Annotated in this window: 18 protein-coding genes; all 18 read right to left on the reverse strand. The window is 61.6% G+C overall.

Going from position 1 to position 21,380, the window contains the following annotated elements:
* Positions 1-76: 76 nt before the first annotated feature.
* A complete protein-coding gene (locus H7C19_RS27095; protein ID WP_185672220.1) occupies positions 77-883 on the reverse strand; it encodes an MBL fold metallo-hydrolase in 807 nt (268 codons plus the stop codon).
* A gap of 122 nt (positions 884-1,005) precedes the next feature.
* Positions 1,006-1,773: a two-component system regulatory protein YycI gene (yycI, locus tag H7C19_RS27100; RefSeq protein ID WP_185672221.1), complete on the reverse strand. Its 768-nt coding sequence runs from the start codon at positions 1,771-1,773 to the stop codon at positions 1,006-1,008.
* A gap of 30 nt (positions 1,774-1,803) precedes the next feature.
* Positions 1,804-3,096, reverse strand: coding sequence for a YycH family regulatory protein (locus H7C19_RS27105; RefSeq protein ID WP_185672222.1), 1,293 nt, complete (start codon positions 3,094-3,096; stop codon positions 1,804-1,806).
* Positions 3,093-4,922 (reverse strand): cell wall metabolism sensor histidine kinase WalK, encoded by a 1,830-nt coding sequence (walK, locus tag H7C19_RS27110; protein ID WP_185672223.1) that lies wholly within the window; start codon positions 4,920-4,922, stop codon positions 3,093-3,095. The genes H7C19_RS27105 and walK overlap by 4 nt, the downstream gene beginning before the upstream one ends.
* Positions 4,919-5,665 carry a response regulator YycF gene (gene yycF, locus H7C19_RS27115; protein ID WP_185672224.1) on the reverse strand — a complete coding sequence of 249 codons (747 nt, stop codon included), beginning with the start codon at positions 5,663-5,665 and terminating at the stop codon, positions 4,919-4,921. The genes walK and yycF overlap by 4 nt, the downstream gene beginning before the upstream one ends.
* Before the next feature lie 431 nt (positions 5,666-6,096).
* Entirely contained in the window at positions 6,097-7,638 is a 1,542-nt protein-coding gene (locus H7C19_RS27120) for a M23 family metallopeptidase (RefSeq protein ID WP_185672225.1), read from the reverse strand.
* A gap of 177 nt (positions 7,639-7,815) precedes the next feature.
* On the reverse strand, positions 7,816-8,490 hold the full coding sequence (locus H7C19_RS27125) for a hypothetical protein (protein ID WP_185672226.1): 675 nt from the start codon (positions 8,488-8,490) through the stop codon (positions 7,816-7,818).
* A 122-nt stretch (positions 8,491-8,612) separates the two neighbouring features.
* Positions 8,613-9,623: an ABC transporter permease gene (locus tag H7C19_RS27130; protein WP_185672227.1), complete on the reverse strand. Its 1,011-nt coding sequence runs from the start codon at positions 9,621-9,623 to the stop codon at positions 8,613-8,615.
* The gene (locus H7C19_RS27135; protein WP_185672228.1) at positions 9,613-10,497 is read right to left on the reverse strand and encodes an ABC transporter ATP-binding protein; all 885 of its coding nucleotides are present in this window, start codon (positions 10,495-10,497) and stop codon (positions 9,613-9,615) included. Before H7C19_RS27135 ends, H7C19_RS27130 begins: the two co-directional genes overlap by 11 nt.
* Positions 10,472-10,882: a GntR family transcriptional regulator gene (locus H7C19_RS27140; RefSeq protein WP_185672229.1), complete on the reverse strand. Its 411-nt coding sequence runs from the start codon at positions 10,880-10,882 to the stop codon at positions 10,472-10,474. The genes H7C19_RS27135 and H7C19_RS27140 overlap by 26 nt, the downstream gene beginning before the upstream one ends.
* Positions 10,883-11,708: 826 nt before the next feature.
* Complete coding sequence (locus tag H7C19_RS27145; RefSeq protein ID WP_185672230.1) at positions 11,709-12,995, reverse strand: adenylosuccinate synthase; 1,287 nt, start codon at positions 12,993-12,995, stop codon at positions 11,709-11,711.
* Positions 12,996-13,366: 371 nt separating this feature from the next.
* Positions 13,367-14,743 carry a replicative DNA helicase gene (dnaB, locus tag H7C19_RS27150; RefSeq protein WP_185672231.1) on the reverse strand — a complete coding sequence of 459 codons (1,377 nt, stop codon included), beginning with the start codon at positions 14,741-14,743 and terminating at the stop codon, positions 13,367-13,369.
* Positions 14,744-14,747: 4 nt separating this feature from the next.
* A complete protein-coding gene (gene rplI / locus H7C19_RS27155) occupies positions 14,748-15,191 on the reverse strand; it encodes a 50S ribosomal protein L9 (RefSeq protein ID WP_185672232.1) in 444 nt (147 codons plus the stop codon).
* On the reverse strand, positions 15,188-17,158 hold the full coding sequence (locus H7C19_RS27160) for a DHH family phosphoesterase (protein WP_185672233.1): 1,971 nt from the start codon (positions 17,156-17,158) through the stop codon (positions 15,188-15,190). Before H7C19_RS27160 ends, rplI begins: the two co-directional genes overlap by 4 nt.
* A gap of 83 nt (positions 17,159-17,241) precedes the next feature.
* Complete coding sequence (locus H7C19_RS27165; protein ID WP_246469840.1) at positions 17,242-18,138, reverse strand: DUF2232 domain-containing protein; 897 nt, start codon at positions 18,136-18,138, stop codon at positions 17,242-17,244.
* Positions 18,139-18,149: 11 nt separating this feature from the next.
* Entirely contained in the window at positions 18,150-18,461 is a 312-nt protein-coding gene (locus tag H7C19_RS27170) for a MazG-like family protein (protein ID WP_246469837.1), read from the reverse strand.
* Between the two features lie 314 nt (positions 18,462-18,775).
* Positions 18,776-20,749 (reverse strand): amidohydrolase family protein, encoded by a 1,974-nt coding sequence (locus tag H7C19_RS27175; protein ID WP_246469838.1) that lies wholly within the window; start codon positions 20,747-20,749, stop codon positions 18,776-18,778.
* A gap of 124 nt (positions 20,750-20,873) precedes the next feature.
* Positions 20,874-21,314: a CBS domain-containing protein gene (locus tag H7C19_RS27180; RefSeq protein ID WP_185672237.1), complete on the reverse strand. Its 441-nt coding sequence runs from the start codon at positions 21,312-21,314 to the stop codon at positions 20,874-20,876.
* Positions 21,315-21,380 lie beyond the last annotated feature (66 nt).

Raw genomic sequence — 21,380 nt, forward strand, 5'->3', positions numbered from 1 at the left:
AGCGCGTTCCGCCGAGGATGCCTGGCGCACCCTCTTCGGAGGGGTTCCTAGGATCCCTCGCGCCAATGCCGTCCCGCTATGCCTTCAAGAGATCCCAAGGCGTCGGACGGTCGTAGTAGGTTTCGCACAGCTCGAACTCATGCTTCTGGTAGAATAAGCCGTTGTCTTCTAATACTGTATTCACGGTGAGTTTGGCCAAATCCATGAGGTTGTGCTCCTGGCTGAGATGCGCGAGATAAACCCGCCGGGTCCGTCCCTCCGCGAGCAGCCGGCAGAGCGCTTCGCCCGCCGCCTCGTTGGACAAGTGGCCGGTATCGCCCAGGATGCGGCGCTTGATGTTCCACGGATAGCGGCCCATCCGCAGCATATCGACGTCGTGGTTCGATTCCAGGACGAGGACGTCGGACTGCAGCAGCTGCTGCATGACTTTGTCGCTCACGTAGCCGAGGTCGGTCGCGAGCGTCAGCTTCCGGCCGCCCGAGTGGAAGCAGTAGCCGACCGGCTCCACCGCGTCGTGCGAGATCGCGTACGACTCGATCCGCAGGTCGAACAGCTCCATGACGCCGCCCGTCGGCAGCACCTTGCGCTGCCCGTCCGGCAGCTCGCCGACGTGCTTGGCCATCGCGCCCCACGTCTTCTCGTTGGCGTAGATGGGCAGCTCGTACTTGCGCGCGAGCGCGCCCAGCCCCTTGATATGATCGGAGTGCTCGTGCGTGACGAAGATCGCGTCCAGCTCGGTGCCGGACACCTCGCGCGCCTTCATCAGCTCCTCGATTTTCTTGCCGCTCAAGCCCGCGTCGATCAGCACCGTCGCCGCATCCGAAGATACGACCGTCGCGTTGCCGGTCGAACCGCTGGCGAGCACCGTAAAACGAAGTCCCATCGCTGTCCTGTCCTTTCTCTCCCGCAAAGCAATACTCTGTACAGCCATGAATCCATTCTGAACGACCAAGTATGCCGCTATGTACCGGACCGCCGCTTCCCCCGCGGCATGTCCTGCGGCCGCTAGCCCGTCTGGCCGGCCTGCGCGCTGCCTTTGTCCGTCGACACCTCGCCGTTGATCGCGTTCACGTAGAACATATCGCCGCCCTCGATCAGGATCCGCCAGGACGGAGAAGAGACCTGCGTCTCGGAGTCGAAGATCGGCTGTCCGTGGTAGCCGAGCGTCACTTCCTGCACATTCGCGCCCGATGGCAGGTACTTCTTCAGGATCAGGCTGGCGACCGCCTGCGTCGCGGGCAGCACCTTCTGCTCCGGACCGCTCTCCGACGGCAGCGTCTCCATGAGATCCTGCCGGTACGCCCGGATCTTCAGCTCGCTGTAGTACAGCTCCAGCCGGACGTCGAAGAAGGGCATCCCGTCGACCATCCGGTTGAACGAGTAATACGCGCCTTCCTTGCTCCCGTAGTAGTCGAACCGGTACTTCGCCAGATCCGGGATGACGCTCCCGAGCGCTTGCTGCAGCTCCTCCGTGCCGAAGACGATACGCGTCTCCTTCGGCGGATCGATGGGCGTCCGGACGCTCGCGTCCTTGCTCGGCGGCTCCAGCAGCTTGTACGTCATCTCGCGCATCTTCGGCGTCTCCGTCGGGATCTTGCCCGTGATCCGGATCTTCTTCTCGTTCATGGCCAGCTGCGCTTCGGGCGAGAGGGAGCCGAGGTCGACCGAGCGGTCGATCCGCTCCCGCCACTCCAGCCACAGCTGATAGCCAAGCACGACGTTCAGGATCAGGAACGCCAGGATGAGGACGCTCTTCGCCCGTCTCCAGTCCACTTCGACTCCTCCTTCCTCCGCGATTCGAATCTAGTTGGCGATTCGCACTTCGCCGGTCGCCAGGCGCACCGCCCATACGGGCTGCAGCTTCAGGCGGTCCTCCGAGAGCACGGGCCGGTAGGCCGGATAGATCGCCTCTACCGTCGTGCCGCCCGCCGCCTGCCGGATCATGGAGAGCAGCGCGTCGCCCGCGGCCAGCCGCTGGTCCTGCTGGCTCTCCGGCTTGCTCTCGAGCACGAGCAGCGACCGCTCGTAGGACGAGACGAAGCCTTGCTGGATCGTGAGCTGCATGTCGCCGAAGCGGAAGCCTTTATCGGACACGATCGGGAAGCCGTTGTAGTACTGCTGGAACCGGATCGCGTTGTCGCGATCGGCGCCGCTGCCCGTCTCCGCCGCGCGCACCAACCGGAACGAGCCGTTCCAGCCGCCGTGCTGATTGACGAACTGGACCGCCGCCGCGATATTCTCGCTCAGATCGTCGCGCCCTTCGGTCGGGGCGACCGGATCCTTGTAGGACATCCAGCTGCCCGCTTCCTCGATCTTCAGGCCGCGCTTGCTGTCCATGTAGATCTGGGTGCCGTCCTTGCTGTCCTGGATCATCCGGGTCGCGTTCGGGTTGGAGAACAGATTGCGCTGCATCTGATCCGGCGTATACTTGGTGAACAGTACGTCGAGCCGGGTCACCGGCAGCGACTGCTCCGGGATATAGACGCCGTTCGCCCAGTAGCGGTACGGCTTCCAGTATTGGCCGAAGCCGACGCTCTGCTGGACGTCCTGCACCGTCAGATCGGCCCGGGACGACTCGTAGACGTTGCGTCCGTCCGCGCTGAAGAAGTACGTCCGCACCTCGCCGCTGTCCGGCCGCGCGAAGATCCAGATCCGGTCGATCGAGTCGCCCGAGAACAGGAAGTCCGTATCGATCTTGTACACCCGTTTCAGCAGATCGAACGGGATCTCCCGGCCGAAGCGCACTTCGATGCCGGCCTCGTCCTTGCGCACCTGCTCCCAGTTCACCTGGTCCGCCGGCACGCGCTGGAAGCTCTTGAATTCGCGGCTGACCAGCTTGTCGAGCACCATATGGAAGAACGTGTCGTTCGGGTAGAAGACGGTATGCTTGTCTTGTCCCATATGCAGGACGAGTTCTTCCGGGAACAGGAGCTTCTCTACCTTCTCCTCCGGGCCGAGCGGCTCGGTCTTGACGTAGTCCTGGTCCGTCTTCACCTTCGCGTCCATGCTGGGCATGCTGTACGCGAGGAAATAGCTCTGTACGAGACTAAGCGCGACGAGCAGCACCAGCAGCAGCGACTTGCCCCGCTCGATCATGGCTGCTCACCCCCTTCGCGAACCGTCGGCAGGTGGACGGTGACCGTCGTGCCGACGCCGGGTTCGGACTCGAGCAGGATCGTCCCGCCGTGCGCCCGAACGATTTCCCGGGCAATCGATAGACCGAGTCCGGTGCCGCCCATATTGCGCGAGCGCGCCTTGTCGACCCGGTAGAACCGGTCGAAGATATGGGCGAGATCCTTCTTCGGGATGCCGATGCCCGTGTCCCTGACGGCCAGCGACAGCTGCCCGTCTTCGCCGGTCCCGGCCGTCAGATAGATCGAGCCGCCGTCCAGCGTATACTTGATGGCGTTCGAGACGACGTTGTCCAGCACCTGGTCGATGCCGTCCCGGTCCACCCACACTTGGCTGATGCCCTCCTCTACGTCGACCTTCGCCGTGATCGCCTTCTGGCGCAGCTGTAGGGAGAAGCGGTCGACCACGTCCTCCATCATCTCCTCGACGTCCGTCATCTGACGGCGCAGCTGCGCCTGGCGGGAGTCGAAGCGCGACAGATGGAGCAGATCGTTCACGAGGCGGATCATCCGCTCCGTCTCGCTCCGGATGACGCCGACGAACCGTTCGGCGAGCGGCGGCTCCTCGAGCGCGCCGTCGTCCAGCGCCTCCGTGTAGCTCTTGATCGTCGTCAGCGGTGTGCGCAGCTCGTGCGAGACGTTCGCGACGAATTCGCGACGCGAGCTCTCGAGCTTCTCCGCCTCCGTCACGTCGTGGAGCACGGCGATCGCGCCGACGACGCCCTTGTCCCGGCGGCGGATCGGCGTCAGCGCGACGCGGAACACGAGCTCTTCCTCGTCGTCCGAGATCTCCGGCTGGATGAGGAAGGTCGATTCCTTGCCCTCCAGCGTCGAGGAGATGGAGGCTTTGTCGATATGGAGACACTCGGAGACCGTCAGGCCCTCGATCTGCTCCCGGCCGAGCATCGCGCGCGCCCGCCGGTTGGCGACGATGACCCGGCCGATCTCGTCCGTCGCGAGGACGCCGTCGTTCATGTTGGAGAGGATGGACGACAGCTTCTCGTTCTCCTCCTCGTTGATCGAGAGCGCCTCGCTCAGCCGGTCGGTCATGTCGTTGAACGCCGAGCTCAGCTGTCCGATCTCGTCGTTGCCGAGCACCGGCACCCGCTGGTCGAAGCGCCCGTCCGCCACGGCGGTCACCTGCAGCGTCAGCGCTTTGATCGGGCTCGTGATCGTGCCGGAGAGCAGGATGCCGAGCACCGCGGTCAGGCCGAGGGCGATCAGCATCCCCGAGACGAATATCCGATTCACCCGCTCCACCGTCTGATACAGCTCGGTCATCGACGCGGCGACGTACACCGCGCCTACGACCTTCTCGCCGTTCATGATCGGCTTGGCGATGACCTTCTTCCGGACGTTGCCTTCGTCGATGATCTCTTCCGCGTTGTCGCTCACGCCCTGCAGCGCGCGGCTGACGAGCAGCGACGTATTCTTCCGCCCGACGTACGATTGCTGCGACTCCGAAGTCGACAGCACCCGCCCGGTCGCGTCGAGCACCTGCGCATCCGTCCCGCTGTTGCTGAACATGTTGCTGACCAGCTGCTTCAGCGACGCGTTCATGTCCTCCGTCCGGTTATCCGCGCCGTCCTGCCTGCCGAAGTCGGACGTGCCGAGCAAGCCGGAGAGCAGCTGCGCTTGGCCGTTGACGCTGACCGTGAACGAGTCGATCAGCGACTTTTTCATCGTGCTGATAAAATAAACCCCGATCAGCTGGACAGCGATCAGGATGAGCAGCAGCACCATGACGATAAGCTTGGCTTGGATCGTGCGGAACGGACGGAACAGCTTCATCCCCCGTACCCGCCAGACATCTTCGGATTGCGCATCAGATAGCCGAGGCCGCGCCGGGTCATGATGATCTCCGGCTTGCTCGGGTCGTCCTCGAGCTTCTCCCGCAGGCGCCGGATGGTCACGTCGACCGTCCGGACGTCGCCGAAGTACTCGAAGCCCCACACCGCCTGCAGCAGATGCTCGCGCGTCATCACCTTGCCGCTATTGCGCGCGAGGTAGTGGACGAGCTCGAACTCGCGATGCGTCAGGTCGAGCGGCTGCCCGTTCTTGTACACGACGTACATGTCCGTGTCGATGAACAGGTTGAACAGCTTGAGGCCCTGGCGCTCCGCGTCGCCGCCGGCCGCATCCTCTTCGGCGCGGGACGGCGCGTCCAGCTTGCGCTGGCGGCGCAGGTGCGCCTTCACGCGCGCGAGCAGCTCGCGGGTGCCGAACGGCTTGGTCACGTAGTCGTCGGCGCCGAGCTCGAGACCGAGCACCTTGTCGAGCTCGGTATCCTTCGCCGTCAGCATGATGATCGGCGTGGAGAGCCGGCTGCGCACCTCGCGGCAGACGTCCATGCCGTCCTTGATGGGCAGCATGAGGTCGAGCAGGATCAGGTCCGGATCGAGCTCGAACGCGAGGCGCACGGCCTCCTCGCCGTCGAACGCGCAGACGACCTCGTAGCCTTCTTTCTCCAGGTTGAACTTCAATATATCCGCGATGGGCCGCTCGTCGTCGACCACCAGAATCTTGCCGGGCATGCGTTCTGGCCTCCCTCTCTTGAGAAGCTGATCTATTGGGAAAATGATCGCTGCGGCATCCTCGGGATCTCTCTCCGGCCGCTGTTCTCGGACTTTAACTGCTTTGCAATGATCGCTGCGGCATCCGCAGGATCTCTCTCTCCGGCCGCGGTTTTCAGCTTTTTGCCCGAATGACGGGTATAAGGGGGCAAAAAGCTTCAAAAGGCGGACGTTTCACTCCTCCGAGAGAGATTCCCGCTCCTGCCTTCGCTTCATTTTTCGATTCCTTCGCCAACCTTCTTCCCGATCCTCTGCATTCGGCTTCCGAAGGTCATCAGGACAAATCCGTTCTTTTTTACATTTTAACATAACAAGCACATCAGCCCAACATGAAACGCCTTCCGACAGGGTGTGTCAGAAGGCGTTCGGGCGGGTAAAGATTGGAAAAGGGTCTATAAATAGCTGGTCGGGTTCTTCAGCTTGCCGTTCAGATACACTTCGAAGTGAAGATGCGTGCCGAAGGAGTGGCCCGTATTGCCCATGATGCCGATGACGTCGCCCTTCTGCACGACCTGGCCCTTCTTGACCAGCAGCTTGCTCATGTGGCCGTACACCGTCTTGAAGCCGTTCTGGTGATCGATCGTGACGGAGTTGCCGAGCCCGCTGATCCCGGTGCCCGACGTCGTGACGACGCCGTTGTCGGCGGCGAGGATATTCTTGTTGCCGACGATGTCGATGCCCTTGTGCGTCCGGCCCCAGCGCGAACCCTGGTAGCTGGTGATGCGGTGACCCTTGACCGGCCAGGACAGCGTGCCCGTGCCTTCGCTAGGGGTGACCTTCGTTCCCTTCAAGATCACGGTGGAGATCGCCGGCGTCAGCACGACGGAGGAGATCTGCTCCTCTTCGAGGACGGCGCCGTTGGTCTTGATCAGATGATACGTCACGAGCCGCTTGCCGTTCGTGCCCTGACGGACGACCTTGGACTTGCCGGCCTTCAGCTCGTCCGACTTGCGAATCTCGATCGGCGGGTCGATGACTTCGACTTCGGTCACCTGCTCGTCCGAGTTGACGGTCAGGAGCGGCTGCTGCTTGGTCAAGTCGAGCACGTCGCCGATCTTGATCTCGTCATCGTCGATCCAAGGATTATTCTTGTAGATGATATCGGCGGAGACGTTCTGCGCGTGCGCGATGCAGCCGATGCAGTCGCCTTTCTTCACCGTATAGAGGCGCTTGGTCGTATCGCCGTTCACGATGCTCTTGTAGAGGGTCTCCGGATCTTTGATCTGCTCCGGGTTCACCGTGACCTCTTCGGTCTTCACTTCCTCGGCGAACGAGACGCTGTGCACCGTGCGCTGCGACGTGCCGACCGCCGCCGTCTTCGTGAGGGACAAGGCCTTGACGGACGCTTCGCCCTTCTTCGGCGTGTACGGCATGGGCGCGAACTTGTTCTTGACCCGACGCAGCAGCGTCTCCGCCGTCTCCTGGTCCTTCACGACGGCGATCGCCTTGCCGTCGACGATCAGCTTCACGCCGACCGCATGGGTCTTCAGCTGGGCGGACAGCTTGGACAGCGTAGCCGCATCGTCCGGCTTTCTGTTGTAAGCCTTTTCAACCTGGTACGTTACCTGGTCGTCGTCGAGCTTGTACCGGACGCTCGTCTCGGCTTGCGCGAGTTCGGCGGCTTTGCCGGCGATCAGTTCGTCCACGAGCTCCTGCTTGCTAATCTCGCCTACAGGTTCTCCCTGAACGAGCACTTGATAGAAGGTATTCGTACGGGCTTGCACATATTGAGAGGCGCCGACGTAGATACCCGCGACCGCGACGACTGCCGCGCAGGTGATGAAGATTGGCGTCCTATATCGGCGTATAAATGATGGCGTACTCGGTAGGGCATGTGGTTCGACGTTCAAGGGGGTGGTCCGAGTTTGTCGGAATTTGTCCCGCAGCGCGGTCATGGCGTTCCGAATTCGGCCCGATTTCTTGAAATCGGTCATGTTCTTCTCCTTTTCGCTATACTTTTACCGTTTTTGGCATAGCACGCCTCTAACTTTAGCATAACGTCAAAGAGCCTATCAATTCTTGCTCGCTTAGAATTCTCTCATAATTAGGAAAAACCGCCGGTTCGCGGCGGTTGATCGGGCGATGGAAAACGCCGCCGCAAGCAGCCGCCGTTACTGGGCGGCCGCGTCGGACGGCGGATTCAGCATGTCCATCATCTGCTTGTACTCTTGTTCGGTCAACGCGCCCTTGAGCAGCGCCTGCACCTTCGGCAGCTCCTCCGCGGTGAGGCCGTCGTTCAAATAGCCGGTCAACTCCTGCAGTTGATCGCTGCTCAGCTTGGAGACGACGATCGAATAGAGCTTCTGCTTTTCCTCGTCCGAGATCGCGGCGCCGCCGCCGCTCTCTCCTCCGTTCCAGACCGGCACGGCCTCGTTCGGGTCCTGGGCGCCCGCTCCCGTCTCCCCTGCCGACCCTTCCGGCTGACCGGGAGGGGTCGGCCCGGGTTCGGGACTGGCGGCAGCCGGATCCGAGGTCGGCGCCGGGGTAGGCGTTGGCGCAGGCGTGCCGTCCGGCGTCGGCGTTGGCGCGGGACGGAGCGACGGCGTCGGGCTTGGCTTGAGGCCGGCTGCCGCGAGGTCCTCCGCCTTGCCCCCGCCCGAGCCCCAGAGCGTTCCCCAGATGCCGGAGAGCGCGAACGGCTTCGTCTCCAGCGGGATGTCGAATTGCTTCAGCGCCGTTTGTACATAGCTATTCACGATATAACCGGTCGTCCAGATGCATAGGAAGCTGAGCAGCAATGCTGTCGCGACCAAGCGGGCGGCCCAGCCGATCCATTTCCACCACATGATGATTGCCCTCCTGCACTACTGATTTCATAGTTTTAGTATGGGCAAACCTCATCTCTCGCATTCTTTCTCCGCGCAAAAAAAGACTTCCGACCGTATCGGAAGCCTCATAGGGCCGTTCCTTAGACTTTGAACCTGAGCTTGGCGATCTTGAGCATGATGAAGGTCGTGACCACAAGTCCGGCGATAAAGCCGATGTCGTATCCCAGACGCTCGTTCGCGTTGAACAGCGAGGAGGAGAACAAGCCGATGATCATGGAGGCGCATAGGACAACCAAGATGCGGATGGCCCTCTCCCATGCCCGGAAAATCACCAGCTTGCCATTGTTCTCCGTGCGGTTCCGCGCATAGGACAGCATGCCGCAGAAGAAGGCGACGATGAGCAGATCGAACAGGCCGAGGACCTGAAGCCAGGAGAAATCGTCGTACGACAAAGTGAGATAACGGCTGATGTTCAGCGTGTTCTGCAGCTCGATGCCGATTCCGCTGGGCACCGCGATGTCGATTGCGCCATGCAAGCTGAGCGAATTCGTAATGAGGGGGCCGAGACCGATCGGCAGCATCAGCGTCACGATGGTCAAGATGACCTGGAAAGCGACGCTGCCGGTAATGGTCCCGATGAACAGCGCTAGCGTATAGATGGCCGCCAACAGCAGCAAGGAGTAGCCTAGCTGGGTCAGATGGTAGACGATGCTGAAATACGGCGACATCGGCGAGCTGGGCACGACGACCATGTCGATGAACGTATTGATCAGGAGGGACCCGGCCAGGAGCGCCGCGCCGAGCATCCATTTGTGCAGGAAAATGATCTTGCGAGAGTAGGGCAAGGAGAATAGCAGCTCCTGCGATCCGTTGCGCCGCTCCGTCCCGATCTGCACCAAGGCCAGGACGAATACGGCCAGCATCAGCCACAGACGTCCGACCGACTCGAAGGAGCCGAAGTCGTAGGCCGCCGGAATCGGATCGGTCATGTTTTTGAGATTTCGAAGGTTACCGGCCACAAAGTAGGGATCGGTGAAAAACCACTTATTCATCCGTTGCAGTCCTAATGCCAGAAAGTGGACGACCGGCACGAACAGGAGGAACAGCCTTGACTGATCGTATTCCCGTTTCCATAGCGCGCTAACCCACATCCGTCTCGCCTCCCAGCTTCCATACGTACAAGTCGTCCAGCTTCACCGGGAGCGGCTCCATGAGCAGCGGCTCCATCCCCTGCAGCTCCTCGTAGGCGGCGCTGCCCGGCTCCGTGTTCAGCAGCAGCGTGTAGACGCGCCCGATGTTCTCCAGCACGCGCACGTGCCGTCCTTCGAGCCACATCTCCGGTGCTTCGCCGGCGAACACGACCTGCAGCTTCATCACGCGTCCGCCCGCGACATCCTCCGACGTATGCGTCTCGACCGCCCCGTCCTTCATGAGCAGGATCGTATCCGTCATCCGCTCCAGCTCCTCGAGCAGATGAGAAGAGATGACGAGGGAGACGCCTTCGGCAGCGGCCTCCATGAGCAGCGACAGCACCTGCTTCTTCGCGATCGGGTCGACGCCGTTCGTAGGCTCGTCGAGGAGCACGTACCGGGCCTTCGTCGACAGCCCGAGCGCGGTGCTGAACATCATGCGCATCCCCTTGGAGAAATGCCGGATGTTCCGGTCGACCGGCAGGCCGAACCGCCGCATCGTGTCCTTGAAGTACGCCATGTCGAAGCGCGGATAGACCTGCGCGTAGAGATCCGCGCACCCCCAAGCCGTATAGCCGAACCACCCTTCCGGGTTGTCGGGCACGAAGACGATTTCCCGCTTCAGCGACGGATGGCGGTGAACCGACTGTCCCTCGTACTCCACCGTGCCGTGATCGGGATCGATAATGCCCGCCATCGTCTTGAGCAGCGTCGTCTTCCCCGCCCCGTTGCGGCCGATCAGACCGGCGACCAGCCCCGGAGCGACGGCGAATTCGACTTGCTTCAGCACCGGCCTGCGGTCGATCGCCTTATGTAGATTGCGGACGGTCAGCATGCTCATCCCTCCCGTAACGTTGAATCTCCTCGCCGAACCAGTCGGCCAATTGCCTGCTGCCGATCCCCAGATGGTGCGCCTCCACCGCGATGCGCCGGAGCTCCGCGCGCAGCTGCCGTACCCGCTCCCGCTCCATGCCGGGCTCTTCGGCGGGCTTGGCGACATAGGCGCCCTTGCCCCGCTGAGAGGCGACGACGCCCTGCCGTTCGAGCTCCTGGTACGCCTTGGCGACTGTGTTGTGGTTGATCAGCAGCTGGGCGGACAGCTCGCGGACGGAAGGAATCTTGTCCCCTTCCCGGAGGGCGCCCTTGGCGATCAGCTCTTTGAACGCTTGCACGATCTGTTCGTAGATCGGGACCATGCTTCTCTCATTGATCTGGATCATAGGGCATTCGTTCAACTCCCGTCGCGGCGACTTCACTAGTTTGAGATGCCCGGCGATCCCGCATGAATCGGGCGGGCTGCCGCCTGCCGCTGGTAGGCGCGAGGCGGTATAATAGCTTATTCATTCGGCGCAGGTGTACCACTTCAACTAGTACACATTGTACAGTTATGGCGTCGAGGAATCAAGGGGAAGTTACGAAGCTCCTCCGCAATCGATGCTGGTTCATTGGGGCTGAGAACGTTGGTGGTGGTATCTGAGCGGGCCAACTGCTACTGATGATATACAGCCGCCGTACAAAAACGTTTTCGGTGTATGTGTGGGCCACCTGCTACCGATGATATACAGCCGCCGTACAAAAACGTTTTTGGTGTATGTGTGTGGGCCACCTGCTACCGATGATATACAGCCGCCGTACAGAAACGTTTTTGGTGTATGTGTGTGGACCAACTGCTACCGATGATATACAGCCGCCGTACAGAAACGTTGTGTATGAGTGGGCCAACTGACAGAAAAGTTGTAAATGTACCACTTATTTCGTCGCCTAGGTCGCCTGAACAAGAAAAAGTTGTAAACGTACCACTTATTCGGCCGGTTTTCGCTCGATCGGCGATTTTTGCCCAAATAAGTTGTAAGATTACAAGCTTTTGCCTTCATAACGGCAAAAAGGACAAAATAAGTTGTACTTTTGCAAGTTGTTGTAAGCTCGGTGCTACTACGACCTAATAAGCCCTCTCGCCCCCTACGCAAGCGAAGACGACGCAACAAAAAAACCGCCCCCAAATACCAAATGGGGCGGTTCGTTAGCTCAGCTATTTAATACGACGCATTACACGTAGATCTCGGCGACTTGGTTCGTCTGCTCGCGGTTGCGGCCGACGGAGAAGATGGCGATCGGGATGCCGGTCAGCTCGGAGACGCGCTTCACGTAGTTGCGCGTGTTCTCCGGCAGGTCCTCGAGCGTCTTCGCGTTCGAGATGTCCTCGCTCCAGCCCGGCAGCTCCTCGTACACCGCTTCGCACTCGGCGAGCGTCTTCAGATTCGCCGGGTAGTGCGCGATCAGCTCGCCACGGTAGCGGTAGGCCGTGCAGATCTTGACCGTCTCGAGGCCGCTCAGCACGTCGAGCGAGTTCAGCGACAGGCCGGTGATGCCGCTGACGCGGCGCGCGTGCCGGACGACGACGGTATCGAACCAGCCGACGCGGCGCGGACGCCCCGTCACGGTGCCGTACTCGTGGCCCTTGTCACGGATCCATTGGCCCAGCTCGTCATGCAACTCGGTCGGGAACGGACCGTCGCCGACGCGGGTCGTGTAGGCTTTGGCTACGCCGATGACCTGCTGGATCTTCGAAGGGCCGACGCCGGAGCCGATGCAGACGCCGCCTGCGGACGGATTGGAGCTCGTCACGAACGGATAAGTGCCTTGGTCGATATCGAGCATGACGCCTTGGGCGCCCTCGAAGAGCACCTTCTTGCCTTCGTCGATCGCATCGTTCAGCACGACGGACGTGTCGGTCACGAGCGGACGCAACGTATCGGCCAGCGCCAGATACTCCGCGATGATCTTGCCCGCTTCGAGCGGCTCGCCGTCATACATCTGGGTGATGACCTGGTTCTTCTCGGCAATGAGACGGGTCGCCTTCTCCGTGAACTCTTGCGGGTCCATCAAGTCGGCGATCCGGATGCCGTTGCGCGCGGCTTTGTCCATATACGCCGGGCCGATGCCCTTGCGCGTCGTGCCGATCTTGTTGTCGGCCTTGCGGTCTTCCTCGAGCGCGTCGAGCACGAGATGATACGGCATGATCACGTGCGCGCGGTCGCTGATGCGCAGGTTGTCGGTGCTGAAGCCGTTATCTTTGATATATTGAATCTCTTCTGCCAACGCGGCAGGGTTGATGACCATGCCGTTGCCGATGACGCACAGCTTATTCTCGTTAAAGATACCCGACGGAATCATCGTCAGCTTATACTTCTTGTTCTGAATCAGGATCGTATGTCCGGCGTTGTTGCCCCCTTGGTAACGGGCTACGACGTCCGCTTTCTCCGCGAGGTAGTCGGTGATCTTCCCTTTGCCCTCGTCTCCCCACTGCGTTCCTACAACGACTACTGTAGACAATGCAATCCCTCCATCCGGCCGATTCGCTCCGCCGGCATGATGATGCCGTTCCGAGTCCGCGGCGCGAGGCGCGCACGGAAACGCATCGGGAACGGTTGATCGGTCCCGACGGACGGCAAATGGCCGCTGAAGCGGCATGATTAGTGTAGCAAGCGACCGGCGTGAAGTCAATAAAAAGCCGAACAATCGAACTATCGCTTATACGATTGTTCGGAAATAATTCATTGAATCCTGCTGAATGGGGCTCAATGGCCCACTTCCAAATCCACTTCGGCAAAATCAGACGCATGACGCGCCTTGGACACGACAAATTCGCTCTCTCCGCGAAGAGAGCGAAACCGTCGATCCTCGCAACGGAACCGGATTCGCCATTATGAAGCATTCCCGACAACGGAATCGCCATGCGCGCGATCCAGACTGACGAACTTGTTGAAGTTCTTCAGGAACACCAGCTCGACCGTGCCGACCGGCCCGTTCCGCTGCTTGGCGATGATGATCTCGATGATATTCTTCTTCTCGGTGTCGTGATTGTAGTAATCGTCCCGATACAGGAACGCGACGATGTCGGCGTCCTGCTCGATCGAGCCGGATTCGCGAAGGTCCGACATCATCGGCCGCTTGTCCTGCCGCTGCTCGACGCCCCGCGACAGCTGCGACAGCGCGATGACGGGCACTTCGAGCTCCCGCGCGATCTGCTTGAGCGTCCGCGAGATCTCGGAGACCTCCTGCTGGCGGTTCTCCCCCGCTTTGCCCCGCCCTTGGATGAGCTGGAGGTAGTCGATGAGGATCATGCCGAGGCCTTTCTCCTTCTTGAGCCGCCGGCACTTGGCGCGCAGCTCGGCGACCGTGATGCCCGGCGTATCGTCGATGTACACCTGCGCCTCGGACAGCGAGCCGATCGCCATGGACAGCTTCTCCCAGTCGTCGCCTTCGAGGAAGCCCGTCCGCATCCGGCCGGCGTCCACGTTGGATTCGGCGCAGATCATCCGCTGCACGAGCTGGGCCGCCGACATCTCGAGACTGAAGATGGCGACGGTCTCGCCCGCGCGCACCGCGACGTTCTGCGCGATGTTCAGCGCGAACGCCGTCTTGCCGACCGAAGGCCGGGCGGCCACAATGATGAGGTCGTTGCGCTGGAAGCCCGACGTCATCTTGTCGAGATCCGGGAAGCCCGACGGGATGCCCGTGACGCCGCCCTTGTGGTTGTACAGGAATTCGACGCGCTCGAAGACGTCCATCAGGACGTCCCGGATGCTGATGAAGCCGGACGACGCGCGACGGTTCGACAGCTCCAGGATGCGCTGTTCCGCGTCGTTGAGCAGCGCGCTGACGTCCTCGTCGGCCGCGAAGCCGCTGCTAACGATCTGCGTCGCCGTGCGAATCAGCCGGCGCAGCATCGATTTCTCTTCGACGATCTGCGCGTAGTAGTCGACGTTCGCCGCCGTCGGCACCGCGTTGGCCAGCTTGGCCAAGTAGGTGACGCCGCCGACTTCCTCCAGCTGGCTGCGGTCCTGCAGGATGGAGGTCAGCGTGATCAGGTCGAGCGGCTGATTGTCCTCGCCCAGATCCACCATCGCTTCGAAGATGCGCTGGTGGGCTACGCTATAAAAGTCCTCGGTCCGGACCCGCTCCATCGCCGTGATGAGCGCTTCGGTCTCCAGCAGAATGGCGCCGAGCACCGCCTGCTCGGCTTCGAGATTCTGCGGCGGGACGCGGTCGAAGCCGAGCTGTTCCCCGCTGCCGTTCATGGCTTCATTCCTCCACGACCTGTACGCTTAGCGTGCCCTTCACGTCGGGATACAGCTTCAGCGGCACCTTCGTGACGCCGAGCGTGCGGATCGGATCGGCGAGCTCGATCTTGCGCTTGTCGACGACGATCTTCATCTTCTCCAGCGCTTCGGCGATCTGCTTGCTCGTGATGGCGCCGAACAGGCGTCCGCCCTCGCCGGCCTTCGCCTTGATGACGATGATCATCTCTTCGAGCTTGGCGGCCAGCGCCTTGGCTTCTTCCTTCTCGCGCTCCTTGCGCTTCTGCTCGGAGGCGGCCTTCTGGTCCAGCGTCTTCTTCGCGCCGTCGGTCGCGATCTGAACGACGCCCTTCGGCAGCAGGAAGTTGCGCGCGTAGCCCTCGGATACGTCCTTGATCTCGCCCTTCTTGCCTTGGCCCTTCACGTCTTGCAGGAATATGACTTTCATTCGAACAACCCCTCTTCCCCATGAATATCACTTAGTACTTGCTTCAGTCTGGCTTCCACTTCCTGAACCGTCCCTTGCAGCTGGCAGGCCGCGTTGGTCAGATGACCGCCGCCGCCGAGCCGCTCCATGACGACTTGCACGTTGATCTGTCCGAGCGAACGCGCGCTGATGCCGACCGTGCCGTCCGGCCGAAGGCCGATGACGAACGACGCGCGGATGCCCGTCATGTTCAGCAGCGTGTCCGCCGCCTGCGCGATGAGCAGCTGCGGGATCGGCTTGCCCGGATCCGCCGCCGCGATCGCGATATGGTCCATATAGGTCTCCGCGTTGCGGATGATCTCGGCCTTCTTGATGTATTCCTCGAGGTCTTCCTTCAGCATCCGCTGGATGAGCGCCGGATCGGCGCCGTTGCGGCGCAGGAACGACGCGGCCTCGAACGTCCGCGAACCGGTGCGCATGGCGAAGCTCTTGGTGTCGACGGTGATGCCCGCGAGCAGCGCGGTCGCCTCGCGGACCTCCAGCACGATGCGTTCGTGAATATACTGCAGCAGCTCCGTGACGAGCTCGCAGGTGGACGACGCGTAAGGCTCCATATAGACCAGCACGGCGTCGTCGATGAACTCCTCGCTTCGCCGGTGGTGGTCGACGATGACGATCCGATCCGTCTGCTGCAGCAGCTTCGGTTCGGCGACCATCGACGCGCGGTGCGTATCGACGACGACCGCGAGCGAGCGCTTGCCGATGAGCTGCATGCCCTGTTCGGGGCCGATGAACCGGCGGTAGAGCTTCTCGTCTTCCTTCAGCATCTCCATCATCCGCTGGATCGCCGGGTTCACGCCCTCCAGCACGATGAACGCTTCCTTGCCGAACTGCTGCGCCGCCTTGAGCACGCCGATCGCCGCGCCGATCGCATCCATGTCGGGCATCTTATGCCCCATGATGACGATGTTGTCGCTCTCCTTCATGAGGTCCCGCAGCGCATGGGAGATGACGCGGGCCCGCACGCGGGTGCGCTTCTCGATCGCGTTGCTCTTGCCGCCGTAGAAGCTCTGCCGCTGGCCGAACTTGACGACCGCCTGGTCGCCGCCCCGGCCGAGCGCGATATCGAGGCTGCCCTGCGCCAGCTGGCCGAGCTCCGCGATGTTGTCCGCCCCCGACGCGAAGCCGATGCTGAGCGTCATCGGCAGCTTCAGGTTCATCGTCTGCTCGCGCACGTCGTCGAGCAGCTCGAACCGGGTCTGCTCCAGCTGGCGCAGCGCGAGCTGGTTGGTGATGACCATATAGCGGTCCGAAGACAGCCGCCGGAGGTACAAGCCGTGCTTCTGCGACCATTCGGTGATCTCGCCGGTCACTTTCGACAGCATGAGCGCCCGCTGCTGGTCGTCCATGCCTTGGGCGACCTCTTCGAGATTGTCCATCATGACGATGCCGATCGCGAGCTTCTCGTCCTCGTAGCGCTTGGCGATCGTCCACCGCTCCGTCACGTCGTTCACGAACAGCATCCGCTCCTGCGCGCGGAAGACGAGCTCGTAAACTTTGCCGTTCACGGTCGTCTCCCACTTGCCCGCTTCCTTCTCCTTGTCCTTGGCCTGCTGGAGGCCGGGGAACAGCTCGGAGAGCGGGACGCCGACGACGGACGGACGGCCCGTCACGTTCGCGATATAGGCGTTATGCCATTGGACTTCCTTGTCTTCGTTGTAGAGAATGATGCCGAACGGCAGTTGGCCGATGACTTCGTTGCCGACGCCTTTGATCCGGTAGGACAGCGTCAGGACATAATCGTTCAATTCCTTGCGGAACGCGCGCTCCGCCATGAGGGCGTAGAAGCCGACCGCGCCGCCCAATACGAGAGCGAGCAGACCGAGCACCCATTGGTACCAGGTCAGCGTCACCGTCAGGAGAAAAATAAGAACGAGCGCCCAGACATTGTGCATGCCGTGCCACCGCTGAACGAGAAACTTGGGCATGTAAAGCTTCGCTCCTCAGAACCGGCACGCTCCCGTGCCTTCGTTAATACCATCCCGCAAAGGCTCTACGCGAACGGGGTGACTCACTTCACGAAATATTTGCGCAGCGGGAACGCCACATCCAAGAGACCGATCAGGTAAAACGGCGGGAACAGGAGCAGCGGAATGGCGAGAATGATTGGGATGATCTTCGGCCACGACTTGGCGCCCGCGAGAAAGAAGAAGAACGCCATCGCCTGGACGGTAAAGGCGAATTGCAGGATCGGCATGGCGTTCGACACCACGTCGCTCCAGAATCCGGTGCTGCTCGCCGGAATCGCGTAGCTCATGATCACGGCGATGAGATAGTAGAAGACCAGGCTCCGAGGGAACATCCACGTCTTCATCTCCGGCAGCGCCGGCGTAACGATGCCCGATATCGACAAGAGCCGGCGGGACAGCGCGTGCGTCACGATCGCGAGCAGGAACGAGGTCAGCAGCAGCAGCGTCGGCAGCATCCGCATGATCGCGTCGCCGAGCGAGGAGGCCGTGCCGGCCCAATCGCCCGTCACCAGATCGTTCGTCTGCAGCTGCTTCAGCCAATCCTCGATGAACGTCGCCAGTTGGGCGGAAAAGTCGATGTTGTACTGCGCCGAGAACAGCGCGAGCTCCGTCAGCAGCTGGGCGAGCAGGACGAGAAAGCCGACCATGACGACCGTTTTCGCCTTGGCTCTTCGCTTGTACAGGTGGCCCATGACGATCGACGGCACCAGGAAAAAGAATCCGAACGTCAGCGCGATCGCGCCCCCATTGCCTAGCAGGGCGAACGCGACGGCCGCGATCGCGACGATATGAACCGCGAAAGATACCGGCTTGAGCATCGTATACAGCACGACAAGCGGGGTCATCAGCAAAAACAGCGTAATGCCGCTTAACGGGGTTGCGATGCTGAGCAGCAATACTAGCGCCGCGGCACTCCAAGCCAGCGACTTCCAGGCCATGTTCAAAAGGGTCACCTCTTGCGTATATGTTCTTCTAATGCCGAAAGATCCTGATAGTGATCCTCCAGCTGATGTCCTTCTTGCTTCAGCTTCGCCAGCTTGTCGGCAATCGCGCCGTCCAGGTCGCGATAGGAGACGCCAAGCCGTCTTCCCAGAATGTAGCTGCCGGCGATCAGCCCGGCGAGACTGTCCGCGATGCGCACGGCGCTGCCGTCCCACATCGCCTTGAACAACCGGGATACCTGATCCACCACTTCGCTTTTCAACCACTCGATCAATCGGGCTCGGCCCGCCACGTCAAGGTCGCGTTCGGTCTGGGACAATGCGCTCCCTCCCACATTGGGTGATCTAACGGCTCGCAAGTCGGTCAACTGCTCCAAAGCTGTACCACTCATTATAGCACAAATCCGCGCCCGCCCTGCAATTGACGTTTGTGTCCAATCCAAGTAAAAACGGCTTCGCCATCTTCTCGGAAGAAGCGACACGTTTTTATCGGAGACGGGATCAATTAAGGCGAGGCGAACCTAATCCTTTCTGATCCGCGAACGACAAGATCCCGCAGGCTTAGACGCCTGCGGTTGTCTTGAAGGGAGGCGCAAACGCCGAATCGGCGCGCTTGCAGGCGAGCCTTGGCCCCTTATTCCCGGCTGGCGAGCCAGTCCCCGCCTTCGTTCTCCAACATCCAACCGAATTGCCTTAATGTCGACAAAGGGAGATAGCGGCGATTGCCGATCGAGAGCAGCTCGGCGCTGCCCCCCTCCCAGACGAGACGGTAGCCCCGCTCCAGCATCAGCTCTCCCGGCGCGGGCGGCGGCGCTGGGACGTCCGGACGGCGGACGTCGCCTTCGGTCAGTCGCAGCTCGCGCGTCTTGTCGTCCCAATCCGTCCGGTAGCCGATCGCCCGCAGTTCGGCCGCATCGAAGTAGAGCCCGCTCCGGTAGCGGACCAGCGGCACCTTCGTCTCGCCGAGCGTCAGCGTGCCGGCGGGCACTTCCGATACCCGCGCGAACTCGCTCTTCAACGGACGTCCCGCGATGACGTTCTTGTGCAAGCCCCGGTCGTCCAGCGCGACCTTCCCGCCGACGAGCACGTACCGGATGCCTTTCGACATGAGCTCCGGCCGTTCGACCGTCGACCGATCGTTCATCGTGTCATAATCGAAGACGACGATATCCGCGTCCATTCCCCGGGCAATACGCCCCTTCTTGCGCAGCGCGGGCGCCTGCCGCTCCAGCCTCCGGGCGGGCATCAAGGACATCTTGGCGATCGCGTCCATGAGCGAGAGGACCTGGTGCTCGCGCACGTACAGGCCGATCGTGCGGGCGAACGTCCCCGACGCGCGGGGGTGGTTGTTGTTGCCCGGCTCGAGGATGGCGTCGCTGCCGATCATGACGAACGGCGCGGCCAGCGAGTCGTCGATATCCTGCTCCGGAATCGCGTAGGCGACCGCGAGCTTGCCCTGCTTGCGGAATTCGCCGAACGTCGTCTCGGTCAGCCGGCTGCGGGTGCCGGCGATCTGCAGGTCGCGGTAAGTGATCCTGAACCGCCGCTGCCACCCCTCGTCGAAGCGCGCCGAATTCAGGTAAGTCCCCCAATAGTCGTACGGATAGGTGCAGGCGGTAATATCCATCCCTTCCTGCCGCGCCGCGTCCAGCATCCCGAGGGACTGCTTCATGGAGAAAGTGCCGCCGGTGCTGTTGATGTGGTCAACGTGCACCGACGCGCCGGTCGAGCGGGCGTAGCCGATGATCTCGTTCATCGCGTCCATGTTCGTACCCGGCTCCTCCATATCCGAATAGCGGGCGTGGAAGTAGACCGGAACGTTGTATTTGTAGGCGAGCTTCATGAGCGGCACGATCTCCGACGCCTGGATGCCCGGCACGTATTCGAGACTGAACGAGATCCCGAGCACGCCGTCGTTCAGCGCCCGTTCCGCTTCCCGGACGAGCTTCTCCGTCTGTGCCGCCGTCGCGGACTGGTAGAGTCCGATGCCGAGCTTGTTCCGGGCCTTGGTATAGAAGAAGGACGCGCCGTAATGAAGCGGCACCCGGCTGCGGCCGTAGTAGGCGTACCACTTGGCCGGGGTGTCCGTCCCGCCGTGCATCGCGATGTTCGACGTGACCCCGTCGGCGATCTTGTTCCACACGCCGAGCGGATTCGGGTCGTAAGACAGATTGTCGATGAATCCCGGAGAGACGACCAATCCGGCCGCGTCGATGACGCGCCTGCCCTTCACCGGCTTGTCCGTGACCAAGGCGATGCGACCGTCCGCGACGGCGACGTTCAACCCTTCCCGGTCCAGCTTCGTCTCGGGATTCACGACGCGGCCGCCCCGGATGACGAGGTCGTAGGTCTTGGCGAGCTCGGCGGAGGAGGGGCGTTCGACGCCATCCTCTCCCGCGAGCGCGGCTTGCCCGTCCGCTTCGGGACGCGCCGCGCCTGCTTGATGCAGCGCATTCCCGCCCGGCGGCGCGGCCGACGGGCGGCGGGCCGCCGTTCCCGTCTGGCCAAAGAGACTAAGGCCGAGCCATCCGGCTCCAGCCAGCAGAAGGACGCCAAGCGTTAAGCCCAGCGCCAAGGGCGTTCGTTTCTTGTTGCTCTTTGCGGTCATCATGTCCTCCAGCGTACGTCCGGCCCGGCGGCGGGCGGGATATTCTCTGCCTTCGGGCGGCTAAGGCCCCCGATCACGCAGAACGGCAGCCCCGAATCGGGGCTGCCGCCAACCTTTTCCATATTTACGCTTCCCGTTTTACTCTCTTTTCATCCGTTCCGATCGGAAGCAGCAGGCTTTCGCAATAGTCGATGATGTCGCTCCGGCGGACGATGCCGATGAAGGTCATCATATCGTCCACGACCGGCACGAAGTTCTGTGTTTTCGCAAGGGAGATCAAGTCTTCCATGTTGGCGTCGATGCGTACCGCGCGATTGTTCAGTCGCAGCGAGATCTCCGACAGCGCTACGCGATGGGTATGATCAAAAGAAAGTTCGTGGCGGTTCTTCATGTACCACAGCAAATCGCCTTCCGTGACGGTCCCGACGTATTTGCCATCCTCGCTCAGGACGGGAACGGCCGTATAACGGTAACGTTCCATCTTCTCCAGCGTTTGGCGCAACGTCGCGTTCTCCGACAGGCAGACTACCTCCTGCTTCGGCAGAAGGAAAAACGCGATATTCATTTTTTTCCTCTCCTCTAGCACGATTGCCCAGTCTCCTCGCCCTGACCGAAGCCCGTTTGCTTCGGC

This window comes from Cohnella nanjingensis (assembly GCF_014212125.1).
GTDB lineage: Bacteria > Bacillota > Bacilli > Paenibacillales > Paenibacillaceae > Cohnella > Cohnella nanjingensis.

Excerpts from the sequence above, each read along its gene's own strand:
- H7C19_RS27095 (WP_185672220.1), bottom strand. The coding sequence starts at position 883 with ATGGGACTTCGTTTTACGGTGCTCGCCAGCGGTTCGACCGGCAACGCG.
- H7C19_RS27105 (WP_185672222.1), bottom strand. The coding sequence starts at position 3,096 with ATGATCGAGCGGGGCAAGTCGCTGCTGCTGGTGCTGCTCGTCGCGCTT.
- walK (WP_185672223.1), bottom strand. The coding sequence starts at position 4,922 with ATGAAGCTGTTCCGTCCGTTCCGCACGATCCAAGCCAAGCTTATCGTC.
- yycF (WP_185672224.1), bottom strand. The coding sequence starts at position 5,665 with ATGCCCGGCAAGATTCTGGTGGTCGACGACGAGCGGCCCATCGCGGAT.
- H7C19_RS27120 (WP_185672225.1), bottom strand. The coding sequence starts at position 7,638 with ATGACCGATTTCAAGAAATCGGGCCGAATTCGGAACGCCATGACCGCG.
- H7C19_RS27125 (WP_185672226.1), bottom strand. The coding sequence starts at position 8,490 with ATGTGGTGGAAATGGATCGGCTGGGCCGCCCGCTTGGTCGCGACAGCA.
- H7C19_RS27130 (WP_185672227.1), bottom strand. The coding sequence starts at position 9,623 with ATGTGGGTTAGCGCGCTATGGAAACGGGAATACGATCAGTCAAGGCTG.
- H7C19_RS27135 (WP_185672228.1), bottom strand. The coding sequence starts at position 10,497 with ATGCTGACCGTCCGCAATCTACATAAGGCGATCGACCGCAGGCCGGTG.
- H7C19_RS27140 (WP_185672229.1), bottom strand. The coding sequence starts at position 10,882 with ATGATCCAGATCAATGAGAGAAGCATGGTCCCGATCTACGAACAGATC.
- dnaB (WP_185672231.1), bottom strand. The coding sequence starts at position 14,743 with ATGAACGGCAGCGGGGAACAGCTCGGCTTCGACCGCGTCCCGCCGCAG.
- rplI (WP_185672232.1), bottom strand. The coding sequence starts at position 15,191 with ATGAAAGTCATATTCCTGCAAGACGTGAAGGGCCAAGGCAAGAAGGGC.
- H7C19_RS27160 (WP_185672233.1), bottom strand. The coding sequence starts at position 17,158 with ATGCCCAAGTTTCTCGTTCAGCGGTGGCACGGCATGCACAATGTCTGG.
- H7C19_RS27165 (WP_246469840.1), bottom strand. The coding sequence starts at position 18,138 with ATGGCCTGGAAGTCGCTGGCTTGGAGTGCCGCGGCGCTAGTATTGCTG.
- H7C19_RS27175 (WP_246469838.1), bottom strand. The coding sequence starts at position 20,749 with ATGACCGCAAAGAGCAACAAGAAACGAACGCCCTTGGCGCTGGGCTTA.
- H7C19_RS27180 (WP_185672237.1), bottom strand. The coding sequence starts at position 21,314 with ATGAATATCGCGTTTTTCCTTCTGCCGAAGCAGGAGGTAGTCTGCCTG.